At 67.7% G+C, this 16,394-nt stretch carries 13 protein-coding genes; 8 read left to right on the top strand and 5 right to left on the bottom strand.

Annotated features, from left to right (window positions below; all coding sequences use genetic code 11):
* Positions 1–7: 7 nt before the first annotated feature.
* Positions 8–247 carry a heavy-metal-associated domain-containing protein gene (locus tag B5D37_RS00465; RefSeq protein ID WP_159447313.1) on the bottom strand — a complete coding sequence of 80 codons (240 nt, stop codon included), beginning with the start codon at positions 245–247 and terminating at the stop codon, positions 8–10.
* Positions 248–452: 205 nt separating this feature from the next.
* On the opposite strand from B5D37_RS00465, the gene B5D37_RS00460 reads away from it, so the two are divergent.
* The 3 genes from B5D37_RS00460 (at position 453) to B5D37_RS00450 (ending at position 3,871) form a co-directional block, all read left to right on the top strand.
* A complete protein-coding gene (locus B5D37_RS00460; protein ID WP_159447312.1) occupies positions 453–1,064 on the top strand; it encodes a DUF4142 domain-containing protein in 612 nt (203 codons plus the stop codon).
* A gap of 101 nt (positions 1,065–1,165) precedes the next feature.
* Positions 1,166–3,052, top strand: coding sequence for an ABC transporter ATP-binding protein (locus tag B5D37_RS00455; protein WP_078756761.1), 1,887 nt, complete (start codon positions 1,166–1,168; stop codon positions 3,050–3,052).
* Between the two features lie 72 nt (positions 3,053–3,124).
* Complete coding sequence (locus B5D37_RS00450) at positions 3,125–3,871, top strand: BON domain-containing protein (RefSeq protein ID WP_078756760.1); 747 nt, start codon at positions 3,125–3,127, stop codon at positions 3,869–3,871.
* 3 nt (positions 3,872–3,874) lie between these two features.
* Here B5D37_RS00450 and B5D37_RS00445 read toward each other — a convergent pair whose 3' ends face one another.
* The 3 genes from B5D37_RS00445 to B5D37_RS00435 form a co-directional block, all read right to left on the bottom strand.
* Positions 3,875–4,750, bottom strand: coding sequence for a universal stress protein (locus B5D37_RS00445; protein ID WP_078756759.1), 876 nt, complete (start codon positions 4,748–4,750; stop codon positions 3,875–3,877).
* Between the two features lie 11 nt (positions 4,751–4,761).
* Entirely contained in the window at positions 4,762–6,237 is a 1,476-nt protein-coding gene (locus B5D37_RS00440; RefSeq protein WP_078756758.1) for a SulP family inorganic anion transporter, read from the bottom strand.
* A gap of 201 nt (positions 6,238–6,438) precedes the next feature.
* Positions 6,439–6,999 carry a DUF488 domain-containing protein gene (locus B5D37_RS00435; RefSeq protein ID WP_078756757.1) on the bottom strand — a complete coding sequence of 187 codons (561 nt, stop codon included), beginning with the start codon at positions 6,997–6,999 and terminating at the stop codon, positions 6,439–6,441.
* An 81-nt stretch (positions 7,000–7,080) separates the two neighbouring features.
* Between B5D37_RS00435 and B5D37_RS00430 the strand changes: the two genes are divergently transcribed.
* The 4 genes from B5D37_RS00430 (at position 7,081) to B5D37_RS00415 (ending at position 13,415) form a co-directional block, all read left to right on the top strand.
* Positions 7,081–8,808, top strand: coding sequence for an ABC1 kinase family protein (locus B5D37_RS00430; protein ID WP_078756756.1), 1,728 nt, complete (start codon positions 7,081–7,083; stop codon positions 8,806–8,808).
* Positions 8,795–10,054: an App1 family protein phosphatidate phosphatase gene (locus B5D37_RS00425; RefSeq protein WP_078756755.1), complete on the top strand. Its 1,260-nt coding sequence runs from the start codon at positions 8,795–8,797 to the stop codon at positions 10,052–10,054. The genes B5D37_RS00430 and B5D37_RS00425 overlap by 14 nt, the downstream gene beginning before the upstream one ends.
* Positions 10,055–10,087: 33 nt before the next feature.
* Positions 10,088–10,897 (top strand): ferredoxin--NADP reductase, encoded by an 810-nt coding sequence (locus tag B5D37_RS00420; protein ID WP_078756754.1) that lies wholly within the window; start codon positions 10,088–10,090, stop codon positions 10,895–10,897.
* Positions 10,898–11,024: 127 nt separating this feature from the next.
* Positions 11,025–13,415: a Tex family protein gene (locus B5D37_RS00415; RefSeq protein WP_078756753.1), complete on the top strand. Its 2,391-nt coding sequence runs from the start codon at positions 11,025–11,027 to the stop codon at positions 13,413–13,415.
* 138 nt (positions 13,416–13,553) lie between these two features.
* On the opposite strand, the gene B5D37_RS00410 is transcribed toward B5D37_RS00415, so the two are convergent.
* Positions 13,554–13,988, bottom strand: coding sequence for a CBS domain-containing protein (locus B5D37_RS00410; RefSeq protein ID WP_159447311.1), 435 nt, complete (start codon positions 13,986–13,988; stop codon positions 13,554–13,556).
* A 155-nt stretch (positions 13,989–14,143) separates the two neighbouring features.
* On the opposite strand from B5D37_RS00410, the gene B5D37_RS00405 reads away from it, so the two are divergent.
* Positions 14,144–16,393, top strand: a complete 2,250-nt coding sequence (locus tag B5D37_RS00405; RefSeq protein WP_078756751.1) for a M3 family metallopeptidase — start codon at positions 14,144–14,146, stop codon at positions 16,391–16,393.
* Position 16,394 lies beyond the last annotated feature (1 nt).

Raw genomic sequence — 16,394 nt, 5'->3', positions numbered from 1 at the left:
GCCGGCGTCAGGAGCACCCACCGCAGCAGTCGCTTCCCTCGCCGCTGTGGGGCGGCGCCTCACTGGCGTCGTAGCCGGCCGCGGCCAGCGCGGACAGCGCCTGCTCGGCAGACAACAGGCCTTCCACCTGCACCTGCTTCTGCGGTACGCGCACGGTGACCGCGGCGGTGGGATCGGTGGCCAGGATGGCGGACTGGATCTTGTCGCTGCACTTCTCGCAGCTGATGTTCTCGACTTCGAACAGCATCGGGGGTGACCTCGGTTGATTGATGGCGGCGGTTTGCCGGCGAGGGAAAGCATCGCCCCGGCGTGCCGGTGGCACCTTGATCCAGATCATCCGAGCCGACCGTGCGCCTTCCCGCCCATCCAGCAACGGCAGCCGCGCCAACGTTGCGAAATCGTTCCGCTTCCTTCACCCCGGCGCGAGGTGGAGGCCATTAGGCCGGAACGACGTGACCGACGACGCAGCGGCATACGACTCCCCTGCCGCCCCCATGGCCCGTGCGGAGATGACCCCGGGACAGGAGCCGGCCGACATGACCGCCGACGCCGGCACCCTCGACCAGCGGCGCGCCCTGGAGATGGTGGTGGCCGTGGACGAGCACGAAATCGCAGCGGCGGAACAGGCCCGGGAAAAGGACGTCGACCAGGACGTGCTGGACTACGCCAACACCCTGCACACCGACCACACCCGGAACCTCGAACAGACCCGACAGTTGCTCGACAACGCCGCGGGCGGCGATGGCATGGCCATGGACGGCACGGACACCGCGGGCACCATCGCCAGTACCGATGGGTTGGCAACCGATCCGGCGATGGATGTCGACCAGATGCGCGAGAAACACGAACAGGAGCGGGAGCGCCTCGCTGAGATGGAAGGCGACGAGTACCAGCGTGCATGGCTGGAGGCGATGGTCCAGGGCCACCAGGAAGCGCTGGGCATGCTGGACAACCGGCTGATCCCCGCTGCAACGGACAGCGAGGTGCAGCAGCATCTGAACACCACCCGCGAGGCCATCGCCCGTCACCTCGAAACGGCGCAGGGGCTCCAGGGCGACTCCTGACACAGGCAACAACGGTACCCGGAAGCCCCGTCGGTAGCGGCGGGGCTTCTGCAAGTGGGTAATTTCACCTGCCGCAGCCCGGGCACGGGCAGAATCGGCCGATGCCCCCTCATTCACATTCCCAGACGCCACCTGCCGGGTCGGCCGCTTCGCCCCGCCCGGGATTCCGGGAGCGCTTCAACGCGCTGCGCAACCTGCGTCCCTTCCTCAAGCAGATCTGGGCGACCAGCCCGGCGCTGACCCTGACCTCCCTGGGCCTTCGCATCATCCGCGCCCTGATGCCGGTGGTGACGCTCTACATCGGCAAGCTGATCATCGACGAAGCGGTGCGGCTGGTCGAAGTCGGGACCGGGTTCGACACCCTCGGGGCGGCCTGGGAAAGCGGGCTGCTGGACCACCTCATGTGGCTGCTCGCGCTGGAGTTCGCCCTTGCGATCGCCTCCGATCTGCTGGGCCGGCTGGTCAGCTATGGCGATTCGCTGCTCTCGGAGCTGTTCACCAACGCCACCAGCGTGCGCCTGATGGAACACGCGGCCACGCTGGACCTCGAGGATTTCGAAGACCCGGACCTGCAGGACAAGCTCGACCGCGCCCGGCGCCAGACCATGGGCCGGATGAACCTGATGAGCCAGCTGTTCGGGCAGGTCCAGGACTTCATCACGGTGGTCAGCTTCGCGATCGGCCTGCTGGTGTACGCCCCCTGGCTCATCCTGCTGCTCGCCGTGGCGCTGATCCCCGCCTTCATCGGTGAGTCGCACTTCAACGCGCTGGGTTACTCACTCAACTTCGCCTGGACACCCGAGCGGCGCCAGCTCGAATACGTCCGGCAGATGGGCGCAAGCGTGGAGACCGCCAAGGAGGTGAAGATATTCAACCTCCACAAGTACCTGGTCGCGCGCTACCGGGAGCTGGCCGATGGCTTCTTCCGCGCCAACCGCGCCCTGGCCCGGCGCCGCGCGCTCTGGGGCTCGCTCCTCGCTGCACTGGGCACGTTCGGCTACTACGTCGCCTACGCCTACATTGCCTGGCGCACGGTGCGCGGCGATTTCACCATCGGCGACCTCACCTTCCTGGCCGCCAGTTTCCGTCGCCTGCGCCAGTTGCTGGAAGGCCTGCTGGTCGGCTTTTCGCAGGTGGCCGGGCAGGCGCTCTACCTGGAGGACCTGTTCTCGTTCTTTGCGATCGAGCCGGAGATCACCTCGCCGGCGAATGCGGTGGCGGTACCGAAGCCGATCACCCGCGGATTCACTTTCGAAAACGTCGGCTTCCGATATCCGGAGGCCGAACAGTGGGCGTTGCGGGGATTGGACTTCGAACTGCGGGCGGGCGAGGTGCTGGCGCTGGTGGGCGAGAACGGTGCCGGCAAGACCACGCTGGTCAAGCTGCTCGCCCGCCTCTACGACCCGGACGAAGGCCGGATCCTGCTCGACGGGCGCGACCTGCGCGAGTACGACCTGGACGACCTGCGCCGCAACATCGGGGTGATCTTCCAGGATTTCGTGCGCTACCACCTCACCGCCGGTGAGAACATCGGCGTCGGCCAGATCGACTCGATGCACGACGAGGTCCGGATCCGGGAAGCCGCCCGCAGGGCAATGGCGGACCAGACCATCGATTCGCTGCCGATGGGCTACGACCAGTTGATCGGGAGGCGCTTCAAGACCGGCGTGGACCTGTCCGGAGGGCAATGGCAGAAGATCGCCATAGCGCGGGCGTACATGCGCGACGCCCAGGTGATGATCCTCGACGAGCCCACCGCCGCACTGGATGCGCGCAGTGAGTTCGAAGTGTTCCAGCGCTTCAAGGAATTGTCGGAGCAGCGCACGGCGGTCCTCATATCGCACCGCTTCTCGAGCGTCCGCATGGCCGACCGCATCCTGGTGCTCGCCAATGGAACACTTGAGGCCAGCGGCACCCACGACGAGCTGATGCGTGCGGGTGGGCGCTACGCTGAACTGTTCGAACTCCAGGCGGCCGGGTACCGCTAGCGCATCGGCGATCTTGGCATCGCGCTAACGCCGCCGGCCGTAGCGTGTGACCTCCCGCCTGCGGAGAAGACCATGGCACGTGGCAACCGGAAGGGTTCGAATCAGGAGCACCAGGACGACAACCGGCGCGCGTACCGCGACATGCCGTCGGTGACCAATCGCGAATGGGGCCCGGAATCCCGCGGCGCCGAGCAGTACTCCTATGGCTACCGTGGCCAGGGCGGGTACGACGGCTTTCGCGATGCGCGCCAGACCGACGACGATTACCAGCCGGGCCAGGGCGGCTACGGCGAAGACCAGGGCCGCCACGCACAAAGCGGGCACGGGCGCGGCGGCATTCCGGGCCAGCAGGACGGCCGGCAGCAGGCAGCGCACACCAGCCGCGGCACCCATCGCGGACGTGGGCCCCGCAACTACACCCGCTCGGACCAGAGCATCGCCGAGGAGCTGATCGACCGCATGACCGACCATGACGAGCTTGATGCCAGCGAGATCCTGCTGAACGTCGAGAACGCCGTCGTGAAGCTGACCGGCGAGGTGCCCCAGCGGCGGATGAAGCACCTCGCCGAAGACCTGGCCGACGAAGTACGCGGCGTGCGCGACATCGAGAACCACATCAAGGTCGACAAGGGCACGTCCTCCTTCGGCCCCGTCGGGCAGGCCGTCAGGAGCGGCGAGAACCAGGCCGGGAGCGGCTTCTCCAGTTCCGCCCGCATCGACGACCCGCTGTCGCAGGAGGCGATCCGCAATGGCCGCGCCGGCACCGAATCGGCTGCCCCGGAGCGGCACAATGCCAATCGCCGGGACGGGAGCGACTGAGGCTCAGCGCAACAGCAGTACCGGGATCCGGCAGTTGCGGAGCATGGCCGTGGTCGTGCTGCCGACGATCAACTGCCGGATCCGCGAGTGGCCATAGGCGCCCATGACCAGCAGATCGACCGACTCACTGGCCACGTAGCCGCTGATGACCTCCTCGGGTTCTCCTTGGACGAAGCGGACTGTCGGATCAAAGCCCGCAGACGCCAGCACGCCGGTGGCCCACTCCAGGTCACCCGGCGCCTGCCGGTCGCCGGCCATCACCACGTGGATGTCCAGCCCTTTGCACAACGGGCTCGCCGCGACCATCTCGACACACTTGCGGGTGGTTGCGCTGCCGTCGAAGGCGACCAGCACGCGCCGGATCGGCCTGAACTGGCGTGATGCGACCAGCAGCGGCCGGTGTACCCCCCGCACCACCCGCTCAAGCTGGCTGCCCAGGTGGCCCTTGGCGAAGTCGGCATGGTCTCCGCGCTTGCCGATGACGAACAGCCGAACGTCGGATTCCACTTCGACGAGGTTGTCGACCAGCGCGCCATGGCGCATGCGGGTGTCCGCATCGGCGACGCCGGCCTCGGTCGCCCGTCCACGGGCATGCTGCAGCAGCAGGCGCCCGCGCTCCTGGGCGAGCTTTCCCCGTCGCTCGTCCAGATCGCTCAGCTCCTCGAGCAGTTGCTCACGCTCTCCCAGGCCGAGGTTGCCGCTGAGGTCGATCCGCGGCGGCTGCTCCTGCCGCCCGAGGACGTGCACGAACTCCAGTGGCGCCCCGAGGCGCTGGGCCGCCCACGCGGCATGGCTGCAGACGCTGTCGGTATAGGCGGACTCGTCGATGGCCGCCAGCACGCGGCCGTCGGTCTTGATGTACGGATGCGGGGTGTTCATCGGCTCTCTCCTCAGTGATCGCCCATCAGGCGTTCGGCATCGGGCTTGTCGTGCACGCCCAGGCGGCTGACCAGCGTGGCGCTGGCTTCGTTGAGACCCACCACGTCGACCTCGGTGCCTTCGCGCCGGAACTTCAGCACCACCTTGTCGAGCGCACCCACGGCACTCAGGTCCCAGAAGTGGGCATGGGTCACGTCGATGTGCACGCGCTCCACCGCTTCCTTGAAGTCGAAGTGACTGGCGAAGGCCTGCGCCGAGGCGAAGAACACCTGCCCGGTGACGGTGTAGTACCGCGCCCTTCCCTCCTCGGCGGCAACCGATCCCACGTGCAGCACCTGCCCGACCTTCCGCGCGAAGAACAGCGCCGACAACAGCACGCCCGTCAACACACCCTTTGCGAGGTCGTGGGTGGCGACGGTGACGGCGACGGTCGCCACCATCACCACGCTCGAGCTGGCCGGGTGGTGGCGCAGGTCGCGGATCGAGGACCAGCTGAAGGTGCCGATGGAGACCATGATCATCACCGCCACCAGCGCGGCCATCGGTATCCGGGCCACCCATGGACCGGCGAACACCACCAGTAGCAACAGGAAGACACCGGCCACCAGGGCCGACAGCCTGCCCCGCCCGCCGGACTTCACGTTGATCACGGACTGGCCGATCATCGCGCAGCCCGCCATGCCGCCGACCAGGCCCGAAGCGATGTTGGCAATGCCCTGCCCCCGCGCTTCGCGGTTCTTGTCGCTGGGCGTGTCGGTGAGGTCGTCCACGATCTGCGCGGTGAGCATCGACTCCAGCAGGCCGACGATGGCCAGAGTCACCGACACCGGCAGTACGATCCACAGCGTCTCAAGCGTGAGCGGTACCTGCGGCAGCAGGAACACCGGCAGCGAGTCCGGCAGTTCACCCATGTCGCCCACTGTCGGGATCTGCAGCTTCATCAGCAACGCGATCACGGTCAGCACCACGATCGCGACGAGCGGCGACGGCACCGCACGCGTCAGTCGCGGCAGCAGGTAGATGACGACCAGGCCCGCCGCCACCATCGGATACACCGCCCACGGCACCCCGATCAGCTGCGGCAACTGCGCCATGAAGATCAGGATCGCCAGTGCGTTGACGAAGCCGGTGATCACCGAGCGCGAGACGAAGCGCATCAGCACCGGCAGCTTCAGCACGCCGGCGATGATCTGCAGCACACCGGTCAGCAGGGTCGCCACCAGCAGGTACTGCAGACCGTGGTCGGCGACCAGGTCGACCATGACCAGCGCCATCGCGCCGGTGGCGGCGGAGATCATGCCGGGACGCCCGCCGGTGAAAGCGATCACCACGGCGATGCAGAACGAAGCGTACAGGCCGACCTTGGGGTCGACCCCGGCAATGATGGAAAACGCGATCGCCTCGGGGATGAGTGCGAGCGCAACGACGAGTCCGGAAAGGACGTCGCCACGGATGTTGCCGAGCCAGTCCTGGCGCAGCTGATGCATGTCGATCAAGGAAATACTCCCGCACCCGGACCGGCCGGATGCCCTGTTGCGTGGAAACCTGACGCACGATGGGTCACCGGCATGCGCAATGGAGCCGGGGCGACCGTGTCGGATTTCGAAGCTAGGGTGGCGTGGTCACGGGGAATCCGGAGACGGCGCGGCGGACGCGCCCGGTGAAGGGGCGCGATTGTACAGCAGCAGTCAGAACAGGCTGCCCTGCGGTGGCTCGGGGAGCGAGTAGTCCAGCGCCCCGTCGACGATACGCGCGGCGGACGTGTAGGGGTGTTCCTCGCGCCGGTCCGGAGACATCAGGTGCACCACCGTCCAGCCATCGGCCTTGAAATCGTCCGATATCAGGCCGCGGTGGCACTGCCACCACAGCGCCTCGGCGCACATCACCGCTGTGGGCGCCTGCCCGGCCAGCGCGGCCAGTCGCGCCCTTGCCCCGCGATACTCGTCCGAGGCCATGTGGTCGGCGTAGCCGCGAAAGCTCTCGTTGCGCCAGGCCGTGTTGGGGGTATCGGCGCGCGGCTTGCGGCGCCCGCCCAGCTCCGGCATCGCGACGTACTCGACGCCCGCCCCGGGCAACCGCCGCGCCATCGTTTCACCCGAGAACTGCGGGTTACGCCGCGATCCGGCAAAGCGGCGTACATCCACCAGGTGGCGTATGCCCGCCTGGTGCAGCATCCCCAGGAACACGTCCCACTCCCGGGTGGAGTGCCCGATCGTCCAAAGCGTGTCCGTCGTGTCCGTCGTGGCCATTGCGCACATGGTGCCGACCCGCAAGTGAAGCGACGTTGACGCGCGCCCGGCTACGCTGCGGTGGATCCCACGGAGACCAACATGACGCAAGCCTCCCAGACCGATTCGACCCCCGCGGCGGAGACGCACGAAGGCGGCCTCGGCCGTACCGCGAGAATCGCAAGGTTCCTGCTCAAGTACCGGAACGCCGGCGTCTTCAGCGGGCTGGAACTCGACCAGGCCATCGCGAACGACGAGGCCTTGCCGGACGAGGACCACAAGCCCGAACAGTTCGTTCGCGACCTGGAGGCACTTGGCCCCACCTTCGTCAAGATCGGCCAGAACCTCTCGACGCGGCCCGACATGGTGCCCCCGGAATATCTGGCGGCGCTGGAGCGCATGCAGGACGACGTCGCCCCGATTTCCTTCGATGCGGTGCGAAAGGTGATCGAGGATTCACTCGGCGTGCGGATCAACAAGGTGTTCGAGAGTTTCGACGAGGAGCCGCTCGGCTGCGCGTCCCTGGCGCAGGTCCACCGCGCGACGCTGCATGGCGGCCGGGAGGTGGCCGTCAAGGTCCAGCGTCCGCATGCGCTGGACCAGATCCGTTCGGACCTCGACGCGCTTTCCTCCATTGCCGGCAAGGTGGACCACGTCACCGACATCGGCCGCCGGATGCGCTTCGCCGACTGGGTCCACGAGTTCCGCAAGACCCTGCTGGCCGAACTGGACTATCGCACCGAGGCGGAGAACCTCGAGCGATTCGCCCAGCACTTCGCCCAGTATCCGGAGCTGGTGGTACCGCGGCCGGTCTGGGACCTGACCCGCTCCCGGGTGCTGACCATGGACCTGATCAAGGGCACCAAGGTCACCGACATCAGCGGCGTCTCGAGGACCGAGCAGCCATTGGGGGATCTCGCCAGTGCCCTGATGCGCGGCTACCTCGACCAGGCGTTCGTCCATGGCGAGATCCACGCCGATCCGCATCCCGGCAACCTGCTGCTGACACGGGACAAGCGGCTGGCGATCTTCGACCTGGGCATGGTCGCCCACGTGCCGCCCAAGCAGCGCGACCGGCTGATGAAGCTGCTGTTCGCCGCCGTCGACGGCCGCGGGGAAGAAGTCGCGAACGAGGGCATTGCGATGGGCACGCGGCTGGAGGACTTCAACGAAGAGTCCTACACCCGCGAGGTCGGGCAGCTGGTTTCGCGCTACGCCGCGCATAGCGGCACCCGCCACGGCGAACAGACGATGTCGGAAGGCCGGCTCGTGCTCGACCTCACCCGCATCGCCACCGCCTGCGGGCTGCGCACGCCGCCGGAGCTGAGCCTGCTCGGCAAGACACTGCTGAACCTCGAAACTGTCTGCCGCGCGCTCGACCCGGACCTGGACGTCAAGGGCGTGGTGGAACGCCACCTGGAGAGCGTGATGCGGGCGCGGTGGCGGGGCTCGCTCTCGCCGGCCAACCTCGCCGGGGAGATGATGGAGCTGCAGGCGCTGATGCGCGAGGCGCCGCGCAAGGTGACGGACGTGCTCTCGCTGCTGGCGGACAACCGGATGCAGGTTCGCATCCGCGGCCTGGAGGACTCCTACCTGCTGGAAGCGCTGCAGAAGATCGCCAACCGCGTCGCGGCAGGCATCGTGACCGCATCGCTGATCCTGGCATCGGCGCTGATGATGCGGGTGGGCGACGGCCCCCAGTTCCTCGGATACCCGGCGCTGGCGATGGTGCTGTTCCTCGTTGGCGCCATCCTCGGCCTCGCGATCGTCATCAGCGCGTTGGTCGGGGATCGCCGTGCAAAGCCCAGGGAAGAGCGTGGGCCACGCTGAAGCCGCGGCCGGCAAGGCGTCCTGGCCGGCTTCGCTTCGCCGGCGGCTGGAACATGCCGTCATCGATGCGGACGATCAGCTGGACGCTGCGTGGCTGCGACTCAACAAGCGGCTGGGCCGTGGCCGTCCGCGCCATCTCGCCGCCTATCGTGGATATGCCGACGAGCGCGGGGCGGAGCTGTTCGGCCGGGTGCTGGCGGACGATCCCCTGGGCGGCCCCGGCGACGACGCCGGCTGGTGGGACAACCTGCTGGACACCTACCGTCGGTTCCACAGCCGCGAGGTTCCGGCCCAGCCACTGAAGGTGCGGTTCCGCGGCGTGGAGGTGGAGACCCTCAGCGACCACGAGGGCTACTACACCGCCGCCGTTCCTGCTGCGCCCGGTACACCGCCGGCCGAGCTCTGGGACAACGCGCTGGCCAGCCTCGCCGACGGAACGCTGGCGACCCCGCAGCCGGTGATGCAGGTGCGCAGCGGGGCCGGGTTCGGTGTCATCTCCGACATCGACGACACCATCCTCCACAGCTCCATCACCGACTGGAAGATGGCCGCGCAACTGACCTTCCTGCACAACGCGCGCACCCGGAAGGCACTGGACGGGGTCGCCCGCCTCTACCAGGCGCTGCAAGCGGGCGCGGACGTGAGCGGCACCCACCCCATTTTCTATGTCTCGTCCTCGCCGTGGAACCTCTACGACCTGCTGGACGACTTCATGGAACTCAATGCGATCCCCTGCGGACCGATTTTCCTGCGCGACATCGGCACCGATGCTGGCAAGTTCATCAAGACACCGGGGCACGGCCACAAGCTCGAACGCGCCCGCACCCTGATAAAACGCTTTCCCGGGCTTCGCTGGGTGCTGGTGGGCGACTCGGGGCAGGCCGACGCCGAGCTCTATTCTGACGCGGCGCGGGAGTTCGGGGACCGCATCGTCGCGATCTACATCCGGGACGTGGACCCGGGTTCGGCGTCCGCCCTGGACAGCCGGGTGGACGCACACATCGAGCGTGTCGCCGGCACCGGCGTTCCGATGCTGCGCAGCCGGGACAGCCTGGCGATCGCGGAGCACGCCGCCGGCCTGGGGCTGATCGCACCCGATGCGGTCGCAGCCGTGGCCGAAGACGTGCGCCGCGACCGCTCCCGCCCGACCCTGGGCGAGGCCGCCGCGGAAGAGGCGCTGGATGCTCCGCCCGCCCGGAGTCCACTGGAAGGGAGCACGCCCGACGGGGGCACGCCGATCGGCTAAAATCGGCGGCTCCCCACGCAGTCACTGATCCCGATGTCCTCTGCCTTCGGCACCGAAACCGTGCTGGACGTCCGTCACTGGACGGACGACTACTTCAGCTTCACCACCACGCGCGACGACGGCTTCCGCTTCGACAACGGGCAGTTCGTGATGATCGGCCTGGGGGTCGATCAACCCGACGGCAGCAGCAAGCCGCTGTTGCGCGCCTACTCGATCGCCAGCGCCAATTGGGAAGAACAGCTCGAGTTCTTCAGCATCAAGGTGCCCGATGGCCCGCTGACCTCGCGCCTGCAGCACATCCGCCCGGGCGACCAGGTACTGGTGGGTCGCAAGCCGACAGGCACCCTGCTCATCTCGGACCTGCACCCCGGCCGCAACCTCTACCTGCTGGGCACCGGCACCGGATTCGCGCCCTGGCTGTCGATCATCAAGGATCCGGAGACGTACGAGCGCTTCGAGAACGTCATCCTCTGCCACGGCGTGCGTCGCGCGGCCGACCTGGCCTATCGCGACTACATCGAGAAGGAGCTGCCCCGCCACGAGTTCCTGGGCGAGGTGATCTCGCGGCAGCTGCGCTATTTCCCGGCGGTCACCCGCGAGGATTTCTCCTACGAGGGCCGTGACCACCGTGGCCGGATGACCGACATGATGGCTACCGGCCAGATGATGCGGTACCTCGGTCTCGATGCGCTGGATCCAGAGCATGACCGCGCCATGATCTGCGGCAGCCCCCAGATGCTGGCTGATTTCCGGTCGCTGCTGGACGGGCGCGGATTTTCGGCGGCGCCCCGTATCGGAAGTCCCGGCCAGTACGTGTTCGAACGGGCGTTCGTGGAGAAGTAGCGTCGCCCAGGCGCCGTGGGCCTCCCCCTTCTCCCGCGTGATGTCAACGGCTTTCCCGGCGGTCCCGAGGTGGCCACAATCGGCGCCCCGCTCCGCGGGTTCCGCCACACGCAAGGTTCCAGCCTCCATGTCAGAAGTTCCCTCCGCCGCCCTCGCCGACCAGATCGCCCGCACAATCGCCGCGGAGATCGGCGCCCAGCCGGCGCAGGCCCGCGCTGCCATCGGCCTGCTTGACGAAGGCGCGACGGTGCCGTTCATCGCGCGCTATCGCAAGGAAGTCACTGGTGGGCTGGACGATACCCAGCTGCGCAACCTCGAGACGCGCCTGACATACCTGCGCGAGCTCGAGGACCGTCGCGCCGCCGTGCTCTCCAGCATCGAAGAGCAGGGAAAGCTGACCGACGCGCTTCGCGGCGATATCGAGGCGGCCGACAGCAAGGCGCGGCTCGAGGATCTGTACCTCCCCTACAAGCCAAAGCGCCGGACCAAGGCGCAGATTGCGCGCGAGGCGGGCCTGGAGCCGCTGGCCGACGGACTGTTGCAGGACCCCGACCAGGTGCCCGAGGCGCTGGCGTCAACCTTCATCGACAGCGACAAAGGCGTGGCGGATACGAAGGCGGCGCTGGATGGCGCGCGGGCAATCCTGATGGAGCGCTGGGGCGAGGACGCAACGCTGGTCGGCGAGCTGCGCAACTGGCTGCACGAGGTCGGGCAGATCCGTGCCCGCGTCGCCGATGGCAAGGAAGCCGAGGGTGCGAAGTACCGCGACTATTTCGACCACGTCGAACCGCTGGCCAGGATTCCGTCCCACCGCCTGCTGGCCCTGTTCCGCGCCCGTCGGGAAGAGATCCTGTATCTCGACCTTGATCCCGGCGCGGACGCCGAAGCCGGCCACCTCCATGGCGAAGCCCGGGTCGCGCAGCACGCAGGCGTCCGCGCCCAGGGACGCCCTGCAGACAAGTGGTTGATGGACGCATGCAGGCTGACCTGGAAGGCCAAGCTGCACCTGCACCTGATGCTCGACCTGTTCGGCCAGGCGCGCGAGAAGGCGGAAGCCGAAGCGATCGCGGTGTTCGGCGACAACCTCAAGGACCTCCTGCTCGCGGCCCCGGCGGGCCCGCGGGTGGTGCTGGGGCTGGACCCCGGCCTGCGCACCGGTGTGAAGGTCGCCGTGGTCGACAGCACCGGCAAGCTCGTCGACACCGACACGATCTACCCGCACCAGCCACGCAACCAGTGGGACGCATCGCTGCACACGCTGCGGGCGCTGTGCAAGAAGCACGCGGTCGAGCTGATCGCGATCGGCAACGGCACCGCCTCGCGTGAAACCGACAAGCTGGCAGGCGACCTGGTCAAGCTCGCGCCGGAGCTGAAGATGCAGAAAATCGTGGTCAGCGAGGCCGGCGCATCGGTGTATTCGGCGTCGGAGTTCGCGGCCAAGGAGTTCCCCGGCCTGGACGTCTCACTCCGCGGCGCGGTGTCCATCGCCCGGCGACTGCAGGATCCGCTGGCGGAACTGGTCAAGATCGAACCCAAGGCGATCGGCGTCGGCCAGTACCAGCACGACGTCGACGGATTCCGTCTCGCCCGCGCCCTCGATGCGCGCGTGGAGGACTGCGTGAACGCGGTCGGCGTGGACGTGAACACCGCCTCCGCCGCCCTGCTCGCCCGCGTCTCCGGCGTTTCCTCGACGGTGGCGGAGAACATCGTCGTCTACCGCGACGGCAACGGCGCTTTCGCCAGCCGCAAGGAACTGCTCAAGGTGCCGAGGCTGGGAGACAAGACCTTCGAGCAGTGCGCGGGCTTCCTGCGCATCGCTGGCGGCGACCAGCCGCTGGATGCATCGTCGGTCCACCCGGAAGCCTATCCCGTGGTCGAGCGCATCGTGCGCGACTGCGGCCGGGAGGTGAAGCAGCTGATTGGCGATACCGGCTTCCTGCGCAGCGTGCGTCCGGAGCAGTACACCGACGAGCGCTTCGGCGTGCCGACCGTGCGCGACATCCTGCGGGAGCTGGAGAAGCCCGGCCGCGACCCCCGCCCCGAGTTCCGCGCCGCGCGTTTCGCCGAAGGCGTCGAGGAGCTGAAGGACCTGCAGGCGGGGATGGTGCTGGAAGGCGTGGTGAGCAACGTGGCCGCCTTCGGTGCGTTCGTCGACATCGGCGTGCACCAGGATGGCCTCGTCCACATCTCCGCCCTGTCGGACCGTTACGTCAAGGATCCGCGCGAAGTGGTCAAGGCCGGCGACGTGGTGAAGGTCAAGGTGCTGGAGGTCGACATCCCGCGCAAGCGCATCGCCCTCACCTGCCGGCTCGATGACCCGCTACCGGGCGAAAGCGGCGCCGCCGCCGGGGACGACAGGATGCGTGGCGGCGGACGCCGCGATCCGGGCGCGGCCCGCAACGGTGTCAACGCCGGCGGTGGACGCCAGGCGCCTCGCCCGCCCCGTGGCGCGCCCTCGGCACCACCCGCGAACAACGCGCTTGCCGCGGCATTCGCCAAGGCCAAGGACAAGCGGTAGGAAAGATGTAGGAGGGGCTTCAGCCGCGATCGGGAAGAGGGTCCAGATGCCGGTTCCGGATCGCGGCTGAAGCCGCTCCTACAAGGACGGGACCGCTGCAGGCGGGCCGCAATGGCCCGCGCGGGCGGCCCCCGTCGATCAGTGCGCCGGGCGCGATACCTGCTCGACCATGTTTCCGGTCGTGCGGTCCCGGCCGGACAATGCGATGTCGGCCTGGGCGACGATGCCGCATACGGCGCCGTTGTCGTCGACCACCACCACGCGGCGGATCTGCTTGTCCTCCATCGCCTTGGCGCAGTCCGCGAGCGAGGCCCCGTGCTGGATCGTCGTGACCGGCGTCGTCATGCAGTCGGAGGCCTTGGCCGCCCCGGTATCGCGTCCTTCGGCGACCATCCGGACCGCGATGTCGCGGTCGGTGACCATGCCCAGCGGCTTGCGGCTCTCCGTGCTCTCCACGATCGGTATGCCGCCGCAGTCGTTCTTCGCCATCATCCGGGCGACGTCCCGCAGGGGGGTGTCGGGGGTGCAGCAGGCGGGGTCGGCGGTCATCACCGATTTGAGGTTGGCGTCCATGGGAACTCCAGGGTTGTGGGGGAGCGACCACCCTCTCGCAAGCCGGGTTGTCTCGCCGTGAATCGCCCCCGCCCGGCGACCCATGCCTTTCGCCATGGTCCCGCTCACGGGCCATGCGGTAGTCTTCGGGTTCCTTTGGACGAGGTCCCGACCCGATGAAGCATCCCCTTGCGCTGGCGCTTTCCGTCGCGCTGGCTACCAGCCTTTCCGCCGTAGCCCCGGCCGCCGCCAATGAAGGCGCCCAGTCAGAAACGCAGGCCACCAACGTGAATGCGAGCAACCCGTTCTTTTCCGAAAGCCCGCTCCCCCTGCGCTACCCGCAGTTCGACAAGATCCAGGACAGCGATTTCGCCCCCGGCTTCGACCGCGGCATGAGCGAGCACCTGGCCGAGGTCGAGGCGATCGCCAACAACCCCGAGCCGGCCACGTTCGAAAACACCATCCTGGCCCTGGAGCAGTCCGGTGACGTGCTCAACCGCACCGCCACCGTGTTCTTCTCGCTGCTGGGCGCCGACACCAACGACACCCGCCAGAAGCTGCAGGCCGAGTACGCCCCGAAGCTGTCCGCGCACAGCGATGCCATCAGCCTGAACCCCAAGCTGTTCGAGCGCATCCAGGCACTGTATGAGCAGCGCGATTCTCTGGGCCTGGACGCACAGGGTGTGCGCCTGGTCGAGCGTTACCACACCGATTTCGTCCGCGCCGGCGCCAAGCTGGACGAGGACCAGAAGGCACGCCTGCGCGAAATCAACGGTGAGCTGGCCAAACTCGGCACCGAGTTCAGCCAGAACGTGCTGAAGGAAGTGAACGCCTCTGCGATCACCGTCGACACCGTGGAAGAACTGGACGGGCTGTCGGAGGGCGCGATCGCCGCCGCCCGTGAGGCCGCCAAGTCCCGCGGGCTGGACGGCAAGTACGTCATCACCCTGCAGAACACCACCGGGCAGCCGCCCAACACCTACCTGACCAACCGCGAGCTTCGCCAGAAGCTGCACGAGGCATCGGTCGCCCGTGGCAGCCGCGGCAACGAGTTCGACAACACCGGCATCGTCTCCCAGGTGCTCAAGCTTCGCGCCGAGCGTTCGAAGATGCTGGGCTACGACACCCACGCCGAGTACGTGCTCGCCGACGAGACCGCGAAGAATCCGGAAGCCGTCAACGCGATGCTGCAGCGCCTGGCCCCGGCCGCGGTCGCCAATGCGCGGCGCGAAGGTGCTTTGCTGCAGGCCATGATCGACAAGGAACAGGCGGCGAAGGGCGAGCCGAGCTTCGAGCTGCAGCCGTGGGACTGGGCGTTCTACGCCGAGAAGGTCCGCCAGGACCAGTACGCGTTCGACGAATCCGAGCTCAAGCCATACTTCGAGATGAAGAACGTGCTGGAGAACGGCGTGTTCCATGCCGCCAACCAGCTGTACGGCATCAGCTTCAAGGAGCGTACCGACCTGCCCAAGTACCACCCCGACACGTGGACCTACGACGTGTTCGACAAGGACGGCAGCCAGCTGGCGATCTTCATCTTCGACCCGTACGCACGTGATTCCAAGCGCGGCGGTGCATGGATGAACTCCTACGTCTCCCAGTCCGAGCTCGAAGGCACCAAGCCGGTCGTGGCCAACCACCAGAACATCCCCAAGCCGTCGGAGGGTGAGCCCACCCTGCTGACCTGGGACGAGGTGACCACGATGTTCCACGAGTTCGGCCATGCGCTGCACGGCATGTTCTCGGATGTGAAGTACCCGATGTTCTCGGGCACCAGCGTGCCGCGCGACTTCGTGGAGTTCCCTTCGCAGGTCAACGAGATGTGGGCCGATTGGCCGAGCGTGCTGGCCAACTACGCCAAGCACCACGAAACCGGTGAGCCGATGCCGCAGGAGCTGCTGGACAAGGTCGTGGCCGCCGCGCAGTTCAACCAGGGCTTCGCCACCACCGAGTACCTCGGGGCCGCGATGATCGACCAGGAATACCACCAGCTCACGGCCGACCAGTTGCCCGATGCCGACGAGGTCATGGACTTCGAAGCCGCCGCCCTGGAGAAGGTCGGCCTGGACTACGACCCGGTGCCGCCGCGCTACCGCACCCCGTACTTCAGCCACATCATGGGCGGCTACGCAGCGGGCTATTACGCGTACATCTGGTCCGAAGTGCTGGACGCCAACACCGTGAAGTGGATCGAGGAGAACGGTGGCCTGACGACGGCGAACGGCGATCGCTTCCGCAAGGCGCTGTTGTCGCAGGGCGGCAGCAAGGACGCGCTCCAGCTGTTCAGCGACTTCACCGGCGGTGGCGAGCCGCGCATCGAGCCGCTGCTCGAGCGCCGCGGCTTGGGCACGCCGGTGTCCGACGACAGCGCCGCTCCTGATGCGGCCGATGCGGCTATCCCGGAGGAGCGTCCGGCGGGCAATTGAC

It is taken from the genome of Lysobacter spongiicola DSM 21749 (assembly GCF_900167055.1).
Lineage (GTDB): Bacteria > Pseudomonadota > Gammaproteobacteria > Xanthomonadales > Xanthomonadaceae > Novilysobacter > Novilysobacter spongiicola.
This window is presented reverse-complemented; position numbering and strand designations above follow the sequence as displayed.

Coding starts and splice junctions, on each gene's coding strand:
- B5D37_RS00415 (WP_078756753.1), top strand. CDS start 11,025: ATGTCAGAAGTTCCCTCCGCCGCCCTCGCCGACCAGATCGCCCGCACA.
- B5D37_RS00435 (WP_078756757.1), bottom strand. CDS start 6,999: ATGGCCACGACGGACACGACGGACACGCTTTGGACGATCGGGCACTCC.
- B5D37_RS00450 (WP_078756760.1), top strand. CDS start 3,125: ATGGCACGTGGCAACCGGAAGGGTTCGAATCAGGAGCACCAGGACGAC.
- B5D37_RS00420 (WP_078756754.1), top strand. CDS start 10,088: ATGTCCTCTGCCTTCGGCACCGAAACCGTGCTGGACGTCCGTCACTGG.
- B5D37_RS00455 (WP_078756761.1), top strand. CDS start 1,166: ATGCCCCCTCATTCACATTCCCAGACGCCACCTGCCGGGTCGGCCGCT.
- B5D37_RS00430 (WP_078756756.1), top strand. CDS start 7,081: ATGACGCAAGCCTCCCAGACCGATTCGACCCCCGCGGCGGAGACGCAC.
- B5D37_RS00440 (WP_078756758.1), bottom strand. CDS start 6,237: ATGCATCAGCTGCGCCAGGACTGGCTCGGCAACATCCGTGGCGACGTC.
- B5D37_RS00405 (WP_078756751.1), top strand. CDS start 14,144: ATGAAGCATCCCCTTGCGCTGGCGCTTTCCGTCGCGCTGGCTACCAGC.
- B5D37_RS00465 (WP_159447313.1), bottom strand. CDS start 247: ATGCTGTTCGAAGTCGAGAACATCAGCTGCGAGAAGTGCAGCGACAAG.
- B5D37_RS00445 (WP_078756759.1), bottom strand. CDS start 4,750: ATGAACACCCCGCATCCGTACATCAAGACCGACGGCCGCGTGCTGGCG.
- B5D37_RS00410 (WP_159447311.1), bottom strand. CDS start 13,988: ATGGACGCCAACCTCAAATCGGTGATGACCGCCGACCCCGCCTGCTGC.